This window comes from Actinoplanes couchii (assembly GCF_016862075.1).
GTDB lineage: Bacteria > Actinomycetota > Actinomycetes > Mycobacteriales > Micromonosporaceae > Actinoplanes > Actinoplanes couchii.
This window is the reverse complement of sequence record NZ_BOMG01000023.1, coordinates 126,936-139,888: the sequence shown is the minus strand read 5'-3', so window position 1 is coordinate 139,888 and position 12,953 is coordinate 126,936. Positions and strand designations below refer to the sequence as shown.

At 69.6% G+C, this 12,953-nt stretch carries 11 protein-coding genes; all 11 read left to right on the top strand.

What is annotated here, in order from left to right; all coding sequences use genetic code 11:
- The first annotated feature begins 66 nt into the window (after window positions 1-66).
- The 11 genes from uvrA (at window position 67) to Aco03nite_RS05685 (ending at window position 12,924) form a co-directional block, all read left to right on the top strand.
- Window positions 67-3,006 carry an excinuclease ABC subunit UvrA gene (gene uvrA / locus Aco03nite_RS05735; protein WP_203793687.1) on the top strand — a complete coding sequence of 980 codons (2,940 nt, stop codon included), beginning with the start codon at window positions 67-69 and terminating at the stop codon, window positions 3,004-3,006.
- A gap of 226 nt (window positions 3,007-3,232) precedes the next feature.
- Window positions 3,233-3,757 (top strand): Rieske (2Fe-2S) protein, encoded by a 525-nt coding sequence (locus tag Aco03nite_RS05730; RefSeq protein ID WP_203793686.1) that lies wholly within the window; start codon window positions 3,233-3,235, stop codon window positions 3,755-3,757.
- A gap of 63 nt (window positions 3,758-3,820) precedes the next feature.
- Window positions 3,821-5,761: an excinuclease ABC subunit UvrC gene (uvrC, locus tag Aco03nite_RS05725; RefSeq protein WP_203793685.1), complete on the top strand. Its 1,941-nt coding sequence runs from the start codon at window positions 3,821-3,823 to the stop codon at window positions 5,759-5,761.
- Window positions 5,762-5,825: 64 nt separating this feature from the next.
- The gene (gene rapZ / locus Aco03nite_RS05720) at window positions 5,826-6,701 is read left to right on the top strand and encodes an RNase adapter RapZ (protein ID WP_203793729.1); all 876 of its coding nucleotides are present in this window, start codon (window positions 5,826-5,828) and stop codon (window positions 6,699-6,701) included.
- Complete coding sequence (locus Aco03nite_RS05715) at window positions 6,698-7,714, top strand: gluconeogenesis factor YvcK family protein (RefSeq protein WP_203793684.1); 1,017 nt, start codon at window positions 6,698-6,700, stop codon at window positions 7,712-7,714. Before rapZ ends, Aco03nite_RS05715 begins: the two co-directional genes overlap by 4 nt.
- Window positions 7,715-7,771: 57 nt before the next feature.
- A complete protein-coding gene (gene whiA / locus Aco03nite_RS05710; protein ID WP_203793683.1) occupies window positions 7,772-8,752 on the top strand; it encodes a DNA-binding protein WhiA in 981 nt (326 codons plus the stop codon).
- A 313-nt stretch (window positions 8,753-9,065) separates the two neighbouring features.
- A complete protein-coding gene (gene gap / locus Aco03nite_RS05705) occupies window positions 9,066-10,067 on the top strand; it encodes a type I glyceraldehyde-3-phosphate dehydrogenase (RefSeq protein WP_203793682.1) in 1,002 nt (333 codons plus the stop codon).
- A gap of 8 nt (window positions 10,068-10,075) precedes the next feature.
- Window positions 10,076-11,272, top strand: a complete 1,197-nt coding sequence (locus Aco03nite_RS05700; RefSeq protein ID WP_203793681.1) for a phosphoglycerate kinase — start codon at window positions 10,076-10,078, stop codon at window positions 11,270-11,272.
- Window positions 11,272-12,063 carry a triose-phosphate isomerase gene (gene tpiA / locus Aco03nite_RS05695; protein ID WP_203793680.1) on the top strand — a complete coding sequence of 264 codons (792 nt, stop codon included), beginning with the start codon at window positions 11,272-11,274 and terminating at the stop codon, window positions 12,061-12,063. Before Aco03nite_RS05700 ends, tpiA begins: the two co-directional genes overlap by 1 nt.
- A gap of 91 nt (window positions 12,064-12,154) precedes the next feature.
- The gene (secG, locus tag Aco03nite_RS05690; RefSeq protein ID WP_203793679.1) at window positions 12,155-12,406 is read left to right on the top strand and encodes a preprotein translocase subunit SecG; all 252 of its coding nucleotides are present in this window, start codon (window positions 12,155-12,157) and stop codon (window positions 12,404-12,406) included.
- A 176-nt stretch (window positions 12,407-12,582) separates the two neighbouring features.
- A complete protein-coding gene (locus tag Aco03nite_RS05685) occupies window positions 12,583-12,924 on the top strand; it encodes an RNA polymerase-binding protein RbpA (protein ID WP_203793678.1) in 342 nt (113 codons plus the stop codon).
- Window positions 12,925-12,953 lie beyond the last annotated feature (29 nt).

Sequence of the window (12,953 nt, the reverse complement as noted above, 5' to 3'; positions counted from 1 at the left end):
CCGACTTGTCATACCCCAGGGCTAGAGTGTCTGCTCGACTCATACACCTGTACGGAGAGGCTGGCAGTGGCCGACCGACTGACTATCCGTGGCGCCCGCGAGCACAACCTGCGTGACGTCAACCTCGATCTGCCCCGCGACGCTCTGATCGTGTTCACCGGGCTCTCCGGTTCGGGCAAGTCCAGCCTCGCCTTCGACACGATCTTCGCGGAGGGGCAGCGGCGGTACGTCGAGTCGCTGTCGTCGTACGCGCGGCAGTTCCTCGGCCAGATGGACAAGCCGGACGTCGACTTCATCGAGGGCCTGTCCCCGGCGGTGTCGATCGACCAGAAGTCGACGAACCGGAACCCGCGCTCGACCGTCGGGACCATCACCGAGGTGTACGACTACCTCCGGCTGCTGTTCGCCCGCACCGGCATCCCGCACTGCCCGGTCTGCAAGGAGCGGATCAGCAGGCAGACCCCGCAGCAGATCGTCGACCGGGTGCTGGAGATGCCCGAGGGCACCCGTTTCATGGTCCTCGCCCCGGTGGTCCGCGGCCGCAAGGGGGAGTATGTCGACCTCTTCGCCGACCTGCAGGCCAAGGGCTACGCCCGCGCCCGGGTGAACGGGGTGGTGCACCCGCTGACCGAGCCGCCGAAGCTGAAGAAGCAGGAGAAGCACACGATCGAGGTGGTCATCGACCGCCTCAGCGTGAAAGCGTCCAGCAAGCAGCGCCTGACCGATTCGGTGGAGGCCGCGCTCGGGCTGGCCGGCGGCATCCTGCTGCTCGACTTCGTGGACCTGCCGGAGGACGCCCCGGACCGGGAGCGCCGGTTCTCCGAGCACCTGGCCTGCCCCAACGACCACCCCCTCGCCATCGAGGACCTGGAACCACGGGTCTTCTCCTTCAACGCTCCGTACGGCGCGTGTCCCGAGTGCTCCGGCCTCGGTACGAAGAAGGAGGTCGACCCGGAGCTGATCATCCCGGACGAGGAGAAGGGCCTCGGCCAGGGCGCGATCCAGCCGTGGGCCGGCGGCACCACCCAGGAGTACTTCACCCGGCTCCTGGAGGCGCTCGCCGACGCGGAGAAGTTCTCCCTGGACACCCCGTGGCGGGCGCTGCCCACCCGGGTGCAGAAGATCGTGATGTACGGGGCCGACGACCAGGTCCACGTGCGCTACCGGAACAAGTACGGCCGGGAGCGCTCGTACTACACCGGTTTCGAGGGTGTGGTGCAGTGGATCGAGCGCCGGCACAACGACACCGAGAGCGACTGGTCGCGCGAGAAGTACGAGGGGTACATGCGCGACGTGCCCTGCTCGGTCTGCGGCGGCGCCCGGCTCAAGCCCGAGGTCCTCGCGGTGACCGTGGCCGGGAAGAACATCGCCGAGGTCTGCAACCTGTCCGTCGGCGAGTGCGCGGAGCTGCTGGCCGGCATCGAGCTGGACGACCGGCAGAAGATGATCGCCGAGCGGGTGCTCAAGGAGATCAACGCCCGGCTGCGGTTCCTGCTCGACGTCGGCCTGGACTACCTGTCGCTGGACCGCGGTGCGGGCACCCTCTCCGGTGGTGAGGCGCAGCGCATCCGGCTGGCCACCCAGATCGGGTCCGGCCTGGTCGGCGTGTTGTACGTGCTGGACGAGCCGTCGATCGGCCTGCACCAGCGGGACAACCACCGGCTGATCGAGACCCTGGTGCGGCTGCGCAACCTGGGCAACACGCTGATCGTGGTGGAGCACGACGAGGACACCATCCGGACCGCCGACTGGATCGTCGACATCGGTCCCGGCGCCGGCGAGCACGGTGGCGAGATCGTCCACAGCGGCACCGTCGAGGGCCTGCTGGCCAGCGAGAAGTCGCCGACCGGGGCCTACCTGTCGGGCCGGAGATCGATCCCGCTGCCGGCCACCCGCCGCCCGCTGACGGCCGGCCGGGAGGTCGTCGTGCACGGGGCGCGCGAGCACAACCTGCGCAACCTGACCGTGCCGTTCCCGCTGGGCCAGTTCATCGCCGTCACCGGGGTCTCCGGCTCCGGCAAGTCGACGCTGGTCAACGACATCCTGCACACCGTGATGGCGAACCAGATCAACGGCGCGCGCCAGGTCCCCGGCCGGCACACCAAGGTCACCGGCCTGGAGAACGTGGACAAGGTGGTCGGTGTCGACCAGTCCCCGATCGGGCGGACGCCGCGGTCCAACCCGGCGACCTACACCGGCGTCTTCGACCACGTCCGGAAGCTGTTCGCCGAGACGACCGAGGCCAAGGTGCGGGGGTACGGGCCGGGCCGGTTCTCGTTCAACGTCAAGGGCGGGCGCTGCGAGAACTGCTCCGGCGACGGCACGATCAAGATCGAGATGAACTTCCTGCCCGACGTGTACGTCCCGTGCGAGGTGTGCAAGGGCGCCCGGTACAACCGGGAGACCCTGGAGGTGCGGTACAAGGGCAAGACGATCGCCGAGATCCTGAACATGCCGATCGAGGAGGCCGCGGACTTCTTCTCGGCGCTCCCGGCGATCCACCGGCACCTGCGCACCCTGGTCGAGGTGGGCCTGGGTTACGTCCGGCTGGGCCAGCCCGCGACCACCCTGTCCGGCGGTGAGGCGCAGCGTGTCAAGCTCGCCTCCGAGCTGCAGAAACGCTCCACCGGGCGGACCGTCTACGTGCTCGACGAGCCGACCACCGGCCTGCACTTCGAGGACATCCGCAAGCTGCTGCTGGTGCTCAACGGCCTGGTCGACAAGGGCAACACGGTGATCACCATCGAGCACAACCTCGATGTGATCAAGACTGCGGACTGGCTGATCGACATGGGCCCGGAGGGCGGCAGCAAGGGTGGTGTGGTGCTGGCCGCCGGCCGTCCCGAGGAGCTGGCCGAGGTGGCGGAGAGCCACACCGGGCAGTTCCTGCGGCCGATGCTGGGGCTCGCCGGCAAGGCCAAGGGCGCCAAGGAGGCCACCGCGCGGGCGGCGAAGGCCAACGGGATCAAGACCACCCGTTCGCGTACGAAGGCCGCCGCCGTCTGACTTAGCAAGTTCTTAGACAACTCTCAGCAACCGCGCCAGGTTGGTCTTTTAAGGTCTCCCCGGCGCGGTTGTGTTTGTCTCAGCTGGCAGACCGGCCGGGCGAACGTGGAGGAAGCGGGAGAAATCTTGCCGCCGCCCTTTGAACTGATCACGGCACCTGATCCGTATCCCGGGGCGACTCCGCGTGACTTTTTTGGCGGTAGGAACAGGTAGTGGAGGACAACTGATGACTGACGTGCAGCAGCGGACCGAGGCCGAGACCCCGCAGGACCGACCGGGCACCGCCTCGTCACGTCGCGGCGTCCTGCTGACCGCCGGCGCGCTCGGCGCCACCGCGGCTCTCGCGGCCTGCGGCACCGACGCCAGCGGCACCAACCCGAACGGGTCCGACTTCGCCGCCGAGCCCGCCCCGGCCGGCAGCGAGGGCGCCGGTTCCGGCTCCACCGGTGGTGGCTCGACCGGTGGCGGCGGCACCGTGCTGGTGGCCGCGTCCAAGGTCGAGGTTGGTGGTGGTGTCATCCTCGACGAGGTCGTCGTAACCCAGCCGAAGGAGGGCACCTTCAAGGCCTTCAGCAACGTCTGCACCCACCAGGGCTGCAAGGTGACCGAGATCGCCGGCGGCTCGATCAACTGCAAGTGCCACGGCGCCAAGTACTCGCTCGAGGACGGCTCGCCGACGTCCGGCCCGGCCAAGCAGGCCCTCGCCGCGACCGAGGTCACCGTGGACGGCGACAACATCGTCACCGCCTAGCACCTGATGCCACCGGGCCTCCGCACAGACGTTTCTGTCGGAGGCCCGCACTAGGCTGGAGCTGTGCCAGACCCGTCCACTTATCGCCCGGCTCCGGGTACCATTCCGGACTCCCCGGGGGTCTACCGCTTCCGCGACCCGGCCGGCCGGGTCATCTACGTCGGCAAGGCGAAGAATCTCCGCAACCGGCTGAACTCGTACTTCGCCGACGTCTGGTCGCTGCACGCGCGCACCCAGCAGATGGTCACCACCGCCGCCGGGGTGGACTGGGTGACCGTCGGCACCGAGGTCGAGGCGCTCCAGCTGGAGTTCTCCTGGATCAAGGAGTTCGACCCCCGGTTCAACGTGAAGTACCGGGACGACAAGTCGTACCCGTTCCTCGCCGTCACCCTGGACGAGGAGTTCCCCCGCCTGCAGGTGATGCGCGGCGCCAAGCGCAAGGGTGTGCGCTACTTCGGCCCCTACTCGCACGCCTGGGCCATCCGCGAGACCCTCGACCTGCTGCTGCGGGTCTTCCCGTCCCGCACCTGCTCGGCCGGCGTCTTCAAACGGGCGCACCAGATCGGCCGGCCCTGCCTGCTCGGTGACATCGGCAAGTGCTCGGCCCCGTGTGTCGGCCGGGTCAGCCCCGAGGAGCACCGGGCGATCGTCGACGACTTCTGCGACTTCATGGGCGGGCGCACCGAGCAGTTCCTCAAACGGGTGGAACGGGAGATGCTCCAGGCCTCCGAGGAGCTGGAGTTCGAGCGTGCCGCCCGGCTCCGCGACGACCTGGTGGCCCTGCGCCGGGCGCTGGAGAAACAGACCGTCGTGCTCGGCGACGGCACCGACGCCGACCTGGTCGCGTTCGCCGAGGACCCCCTCGAGGCGGCCGTCCAGGTCTTCCACGTGCGCGGCGGCCGGGTCCGTGGCCAGCGCGGCTGGGTGGTGGAGAAGGTCGAGGACCTGACCACCGGCGACCTGGTGCACCACTTCTGCCGGCAGATGTACGGGGAGCAGGAGGGCGAGACCGACGTCCCGCGCGAGCTGCTGGTCCCGGCGCTGCCCGACGACGCCGACGCGCTCGCCGACTGGCTCTCCGAGCGGCGCGGCAGCCGGGTGAGCCTGCGGGTGCCCCAGCGCGGCGACAAGAAATCGCTGATGGAGACGGTGTCCCGCAACGCCTCCGAGGTGCTCCAGCGGCACAAGCTGCGCCGGGCCGGCGACCTGACCACCCGGAACAAGGCGCTCGAGGAGATCGCCGAGAACCTGGGGATGGACGGCGTCCCGCTGCGCATCGAGTGTTTCGACGTGTCGCAGATCCAGGGCACCGACGTGGTCGCGTCGATGGTGGTGTTCGAGGACGGGCTGGAGCGCAAGAGCGAGTACCGCCGGTTCATCATCCGCGGCAACCCGGACGGCAGCGGCATGGACGACCTGTCCGCGATGGCCGAGGTGATGCGGCGCCGGTTCGCCCGGGTGAAGACCGACCAGCCCGCCGAGCCGCTCCCGACGGGCGAGCTGCCCGGCATCGACCCGCTGACCGGTAAGGCCCGCCGGTTCGCGTACCCGCCGCAGCTGATCGTGGTGGACGGCGGGCAGCCGCAGGTCAACGCGACCGCCGAGGTCCTCGCCGAGATGGGCGTGACCGATGTGGCGCTCTGCGGGCTGGCCAAGCGGCTGGAGGAGGTGTGGCTGCCCGCCGACGACTTCCCGGTGATCCTGCCGCGCACGTCCGAGGCGCTCTACCTGCTGCAGCGGGTCCGCGACGAGGCGCACCGGTTCGCCATCACGTTCCACCGGCAGCGGCGGTCCAAGCGGATGACCGAGTCCGCCCTGGATCAGGTGGCCGGCCTGGGTGAGGTGCGCCGCAAGGCCCTGCTGCGGCACTTCGGCTCGCTGAAGCGGATCGCCGAGGCCAGCCCGGAGGAGATCGCCGCGGTGCCCGGAATCGGTCTGCGGACCGCGGAATCCGTGCTCACGGCTCTGCGTTCACCCGAGACGGGGAAGACTGGGGAGCGGTGAGACTCCCCGGCCTAACATGTTGTGTTCCCCGAAAGAGACGCAGGAGGCGTGCGTGACCGAAGCTATGGAATCCGATGAGGCCGGCACCGACCTGGTGGTGGTCACCGGGCTCTCCGGTGGCGGGCGCAGCACGGTGGCGCGGGCACTGGAGAACGTCGGCTTCTACGTGGTCGACAACCTGCCCCAGGCGCTGATGCTGGAGATGGCGGAGCTGGCGTTCGCCGCCGGTGGGGCCGCCCGGCGTACGGCGATGGTGCTCGACGTCCGCAGCCGCGCCTTCTCCACCGACCTGACCGGCGCGGTGCGGGCCCTGAAGGAGCGCGGATTCGCGCCCCGGGTGGTGTTCGTGGACGCCGACGACGAGGTGCTGATCCGGCGCTTCGAGTCGGTCCGGCGCTCGCACCCGCTGCAGGGTGACGGGCGGCTGGCCGACGGCATCGCCGCCGAGCGCAAGCTGCTCGAGGAGGCCCGCGAGCAGTCCGACGTGATCATCGACACCAGTCACCTGAACGTGAATCAGCTCCGCCGCCGGGTGGAGGAACTGTTCGGCGGTGAGGACTCGCGGAAACTGCGGATCACCGTGCTGTCGTTCGGGTTCAAGTACGGCCTGCCGCCGGACGCCGACTACGTGCTGGACGCCCGGTTCCTGCCGAACCCGTTCTGGGTGCCCGAGCTGCGCGAGCACACCGGCCTGGAGGAGGGGGTGAGCAGCTACGTCCTGGGCCAGGACGGGGCCACCGACTTCGTCGGGACGTACGCGGGGCTGATCGCGTCCACCGCGCCCGGTTTCGAGCGCGAGGGCAAGCGCTACCTCACCGTCGCCATCGGCTGCACCGGCGGCAAGCACCGCAGTGTCGCCATCTCCGAGGAGCTGACCGCCCGGCTGAGCGCGATGCGCCTGTCCGCCCACGCCTCGCACCGCGATCTGGGTCGCGAGTGACGGCGATCCGGGTGGTCGCCTTCGGCGGCGGCCACGGGCTGAGCGCCTCGTTGCGGGCCCTGCGGCGCACCGCGCGGGACCTCGAGCTGGAGATCACCGCGATAGTGACCGTCGGTGACGACGGTGGCTCCAGCGGCCGGCTGCGGGTGGAACGGGACGCGCTGCTGCCACCCGGCGACCTCCGGCAGGCGCTCGCCGCGCTGGCCGACGACGACCCGGCGCACCTGCTCACCGCGAGCCTGATGCAGCACCGGTTCGCCGCCATGCACATCCCGGCGCAGGCCACCGTGCCCGGCCGGGGCCCGATGATCGAGCGCCGCGCCGACCGCAGCAAGGACAGCCTGGCCGGGCACGCGGTCGGCAACCTGCTGCTGCTCGGGCTGATCGAGATGCTCGGCGACCCGGTCGCCGCGCTGGACCACGCCGCCGCGATGGTCGGCGCGCGCGGCCGGGTGCTGCCGATGGCCCGGCACGCGGTCGGGATCGAGGCCGACGTGGTGCACGCCGACGGCGCCCGGGAGACGGTGCGCGGCCAGCACGCGGTGGCCGTCGCCGAGGGCCGGGTGGAGGCGCTGCGGCTGGACCCGGCGGACCCGCCGGCCTGCCCGGAGACGATCGCCGCGGTCCGGGACGCCGATTGGCTGATCTTCGGGCCGGGCAGCTGGTTCACCAGCGTGCTGCCGCACCTGCTGGTCCCGGAGCTGGCGGCGGCGATCGTGGCGAGCCGGGCCCGCCGGCTGGTCACCCTCAACCTCAGCCCGGACAAGGAGACGTCCGGGCTGTCCACCGCCGACCACCTGGCGGCCCTGCACTGGTACCTTCCGGCGCTGCGGGTGGACACCGTGCTGGCCGACGCCAAGTGGGTGGGCGAGCCGGATCAGGTCCGGACCGCGGCCCGGGACCTCGGCGCCGACCTGGTTCTGGCACCCGTCGCCGTTGTGGACGGCAGCCCACGGCATGATCCTGAGTCATTGGGCGCTGCCCTGGTGCCAGTATTGGGCGCCACTCGTTGATTACTGACGTAGTGCGGCACACACTGTTCAAGATCCGGCGCATGAGGTGACAACACGATGGCGATGACGCTAGCGGTCAAGGAAGAACTGGCCCGGGTCGACGTGCCCAAGCCGTGCTGCCGTCGAGCGGAGATGGCGGCGCTGCTGCGTTTCGCGGGCGGCCTGCACATCGTCTCCGGCCGTGTGGTCGTCGAGGCGGAACTGGACACCGGCCCGGTCGCCCGGCGCCTGCGGCGGGAGATCGCCGAGGTGTACGGCTACCCCAGCGAGGTGCACGTGCTGGCCTCCGGCGGGTTGCGCAAGGGCAGCCACTACATCATCCGCATCGTCAAGGACGGCGAGGTGCTGGCCCGCCAGACCGGGCTGCTCGACGTCCGCGGCCGGCCGGTCCGGGGCCTGCCGCAGCACGTGGTGAGCGGCAACGTGTGCTGCTCGGTGGCGGCCTGGCGGGGCGCGTTCATGGCGCACGGCTCGCTCACCGAGCCGGGCCGCTCCAGCGCCCTGGAGATCACCTGTCCGGGGCCGGAGGCGGCTCTCGCTCTGCGGGGCGCCGCCCGCCGGGTCGGGATCACCGCGAAGGACCGCGAGGTCCGGGGTGTCGACCGGGTGGTGATCAAGGACGGTGACGCGATCGCCGCGCTGCTCACCCGGATCGGGGCGCACTCCAGCGTGCTGGCCTGGGAGGAGCGGCGGGTCCGGCGCGAGGTGCGGGCCACCGCGAACCGGCTGGCCAACTTCGACGACGCGAACCTGCGGCGCTCGGCCCGTGCGGCGGTCGCCGCCGCGGCCCGGGTCACCCGCGCGCTGGAGATCCTCTCCGAGGACGCGCCGAACCACCTGACCTCGGCCGGGCAGCTGCGGCTGGAGCACCGGCAGGCGTCCCTGGAGGAGCTGGGCGCGCTGGCCGACCCGCCGCTGACCAAGGACGCGATCGCCGGGCGGATCCGGCGGTTGCTGGCGCTGGCCGACAAGCGGGCCCGGGACCTCGGTATCCCGGACACCGAGGCCGCCGTCACCCCGGAGATGATGGCCTGCTGACGTGATCGTGATCACCCGGCCGGGGGACCTTTGGTCCTTATCGGCCGGGATGAAAAGAGCGACTCTTGAGGCGTCAACCGGCAACGTCCCGGTGATCTGTTTAGGTAACGTTCAGGTCGCGCCCCGCCGCTTCGCGGGCGCGTGGCCTCGGATAGGGTCACTGGTGACGGCGACGGTGCCGGTAGTCCGGACGAGCTGCGTTTTTTCTTCATGAGTCCGGCCGGACGCCCTAGTGTCGGCCGTCCCTATCGGTCGGCATGCAGACCCCTCCGCCGGTCGCAGAATCCGGCGGACCGAAACGAGGAGACCACCTGTGACCATCCGGGTTGGCATCAACGGCTTCGGCCGTATCGGTCGTAACTTCTTCCGGGCGGTTCTCGCCTCCGGCGCCGACATCGAGATCGTCGGCGTGAACGACCTGACCGACAACGCCACGCTGGCTCACCTGCTGAAGTACGACAGCATCCTGGGCCGCCTGGGCCAGGAGGTCAAGGCGTCGGCGGACGAGATCACCGTCGGTGGCAAGACCATCAAGGCGTTCGCCGAGCGTGACCCGAACAACCTGCCCTGGGGCGAGCTGGACGTCGACGTCGTCATCGAGTCGACCGGCTTCTTCACCGACGCCACCAAGGCCAAGGCGCACGTCGACAAGGGTGCCAAGAAGGTCATCATCTCGGCTCCGGCCAAGAACGAGGACATCACCATCGTGATGGGCGTCAACGACGGCCTCTACGACGGTGCGAAGCACACCATCATCTCGAACGCCTCCTGCACCACCAACTGCCTCGCCCCGATGGCGAAGGTCCTGAACGACACGATCGGGATCGAAAAGGGTCTGATGACCACGATCCACGCGTACACCCAGGACCAGAACCTGCAGGACGGCCCGCACAGCGACCTGCGCCGCGCCCGCGCCGCCGCGCTGAACATCGTGCCGACCTCGACCGGCGCCGCCAAGGCCGTCAGCCTGGTGCTGCCGGAGCTGAAGGGCAAGCTGGACGGCTTCGCGCTGCGGGTGCCGATCCCCACCGGCTCGGCCACCGACCTGACCTTCACCGCCGCCCGTGACACCACGGTCGAAGAGGTCAACGCCGCGATCAAGGCCGCCGCCGAGGGCGCGCTCAAGGGCATCCTCGTCTACACCGAGGACGCGATCGTGTCGGCCGACATCGTCACCGACCCGGCCTCCTGCATCTTCGACGCCGGCCTGACCAAGGTCATCGGCGGCAACCAGGTCAAGGTCGTCGGCTGGTACGACAACGAGTGGGGCTACTCGAACCGCCTCGTCGACCTGGTCAAGCTCGTCGGGGCCTGATCTTCCCGATGAAGACTCTCGACGACCTGCTCGGCGAGGGTGTCTCGGGTCGGCGCGTGTTCGTGCGCGCCGACCTGAACGTCCCGTTCGACAAGGCAAACCCGGGCACCATCAGCGACGACGGCCGTGCCCGCGCGGTCCTGCCGACGCTGATCGCCCTGCGTGACGCGGGCGCCCGCGTGATCGTGGCGTCCCACCTGGGCCGCCCGAAGGGCGCGCCGGACCCCAAGTTCACTCTTGCGCCGGTCGCGGAGCGCCTGGGCGAGCTGCTCGGCTCGTCGGTGGTCTTCGCTTCCGACACCGTCGGTCCCTCCGCCTCCGCCGCTGTGCAGGGGCTGGCGGACGGCCAGGTGCTCCTGCTGGAGAACCTGCGCTTCAACGCCGGTGAGACCGCGAAGGACGACGCCGAGCGTGGCGCCTTCGCGGACCAGCTGGCGGCGTTCGCCGACTTCTACGTCGACGACGCCTTCGGCGCCGTGCACCGCAAGCACGCTTCGGTGTACGACGTTCCGGCTCGGCTCCCGGCCTACGCCGGCGGACTCGTCCTCAAGGAGGTCGAGGTCCTGCGCAAGGTGTCGGAGACGCCCGAGCAGCCCTACGTGGTCGTGCTCGGCGGCTCCAAGGTCTCCGACAAGCTGGCCGTCATCAAGGCGCTACTGCCGAAGGTGGACAAGCTCCTCGTCGGTGGCGGCATGTGCTTCACGTTCCTCAAGGCCCAGGGCCACGAGGTCGGGAAGTCGCTGCTGGAAACCGAGATGATCGACACCTGCAAGGAGCTGCTGGCCGCTGCTGAGGGCCGCATCGTGCTGCCGGTGGATGTCGTCGCCGCCACCGAGTTCTCGGCCTCCGCTGAGCATTCCGTGGTCGACATTGCCGACATTCCCGGTGACCGGCTGGGTCTCGACATCGGTCCGCGCTCGACGGAACTCTTCGCGTCGGCGATCGCCGGTGCGAAGACCGTGTTCTGGAACGGCCCGATGGGCGTCTTCGAGCTGGCGCCGTTCGCCGCGGGCACCCGTGGCGTGGCCGAGGCGATCACCAAGATCGACGGCTTCTCGGTCGTCGGCGGCGGTGACTCCGCGGCTGCCGTGCGCACTCTCGGACTCGACGAGTCCGATTTCGGCCACATCTCCACCGGTGGGGGCGCGTCCCTGGAGTACCTCGAAGGCAAGACGCTGCCGGGCGTCGCCGCTCTGGAGAAGTGATGGGTGACGTGACCCGCAAGCCGATCATCGCCGGCAACTGGAAGATGAACCTCAACCACTTCGAGGCGATTCTCCTGGTCCGGAAACTGGCGGCGAACCTGACCGCCGAGCAGCTCGACGCGGTCGAGACCGTGGTGCTGCCGCCGTTCACCGATCTGCGCAGCGTCGAGGGTGCGATCAAGGACGACAAGCTCAACATCGGGTACGGCGCGCAGGACATCTCGAAGTTCGCGTCCGGCGCCTACACCGGTGAGATCTCCGGTGGCATGCTCGCCAAGCTCGGCGCCACCTACGTGGTGGTCGGTCACTCCGAGCGGCGTGAGTACCACAACGAGGACGACGCGACCGTCAACGCGAAGAACAAGGCCGCCTTCGAGGCCGGTCTGGTTCCGATCTTCTGCGTCGGCGAGGGCCTGTCGGTCCGCGAGGCCGGCAACCAGGTCGAGCACGTGCTGGCCCAGGTCGACGCCGGGCTCGAGGGGCTCAAGACCGAGCAGCTCAAGCAGATCGTGATCGCGTACGAGCCGGTCTGGGCGATCGGCACCGGCAAGACCGCGACGCCGGAGGACGCCCAGGAGGTCTGCGGCGCGATCCGTGGCCGCCTCACCGAGAAGTTCGGTGCCGAGGTGGCCGACGTGGTGCGCATCCAGTACGGCGGGTCGGTCAAGGCGAACAACATCGCCCAGATCATGGCCAAGCCCGACGTGGACGGTGCCCTGGTCGGCGGTGCCGCTCTGGACGCCGAGGGCTTCGCGGCCATCGTGCGCTTTCCGGAGCACGTCAGCGCCTGAGAGTAGTTAGTGCGTGCCCGGTCGTACAATGCGGCCGGGCACCCGCTATTGTGGGACCGCTGCTTGTCCCTCGAGAGGAATGAACCCGACGATGCCGATCGCGTTCGCATACACGTTGATCGTGTTGCTGGTCATCACGAGCATCCTGCTCACCCTGCTCATCCTGCTGCACCGGGGTAAGGGCGGCGGCATGTCGAGCATGTTCGGTGGCGGTGTCACCTCCAGCCTGGCCGGTTCCTCGGTCGCGGAGAAGAACCTGGACCGCTACACCGTCCTGGTGGGAATCATCTGGTTCGCCTGCATCGTCGGGCTGAGCTTCTGGCTGAAGGTCCAGATCGCCTGACGGCTGAGGTCCAGATCGCCTGACGGCGTTCAGTAGTCGTACAATCTGCCGCGCGGCCGGATTCTCCGGTCGTGCGGTTTTTGTTCTTGGTATCCGGTTTTTTCTTGGTGTCCGGTTCCGCACCCCTTGATCCGTGAGCCGGGCCCCCGAGGCCCCTCGAGACAGGAGTGACGTCCGTGTCCAGTGGCAGCGCTATCCGCGGTAGCCGTGTCGGGTCCAGCCCGATGCGACCCGACGAGCGCACCGAACCCGCACCGCGCCGGCAGATAACGTATTTCTGCGCGGCCGGTCACGACAGCATCATCTGGTTCGCGGCCGAGGCCGCGGTCCCGGACACCTGGGACTGTCCACGGTGCGGCCAGCCGGCCGGACTCGACAGTTCCGCGCCTCCGGGACGGCTGCGGGCCGAACCGTACAAGTCGCATCTGGCCTATGTGAAGGAACGTCGCTCCGACGAGGACGCCGCAGCGATCCTCGCCGAGGCGCTCGCGAAGCTCCGGCAGCGCCGCGGCGAATGAGCATCGGTGCCCACCGTTCTGCCGGTGGG

What these genes read in the sequence shown, in the direction of transcription:
- Aco03nite_RS05730 (WP_203793686.1), top strand. Translation starts at nt 3,233, where the DNA reads ATGACTGACGTGCAGCAGCGGACCGAGGCCGAGACCCCGCAGGACCGA.
- rapZ (WP_203793729.1), top strand. Translation starts at nt 5,826, where the DNA reads ATGGAATCCGATGAGGCCGGCACCGACCTGGTGGTGGTCACCGGGCTC.
- whiA (WP_203793683.1), top strand. Translation starts at nt 7,772, where the DNA reads ATGGCGATGACGCTAGCGGTCAAGGAAGAACTGGCCCGGGTCGACGTG.
- Aco03nite_RS05700 (WP_203793681.1), top strand. Translation starts at nt 10,076, where the DNA reads ATGAAGACTCTCGACGACCTGCTCGGCGAGGGTGTCTCGGGTCGGCGC.
- tpiA (WP_203793680.1), top strand. Translation starts at nt 11,272, where the DNA reads ATGGGTGACGTGACCCGCAAGCCGATCATCGCCGGCAACTGGAAGATG.
- secG (WP_203793679.1), top strand. Translation starts at nt 12,155, where the DNA reads ATGCCGATCGCGTTCGCATACACGTTGATCGTGTTGCTGGTCATCACG.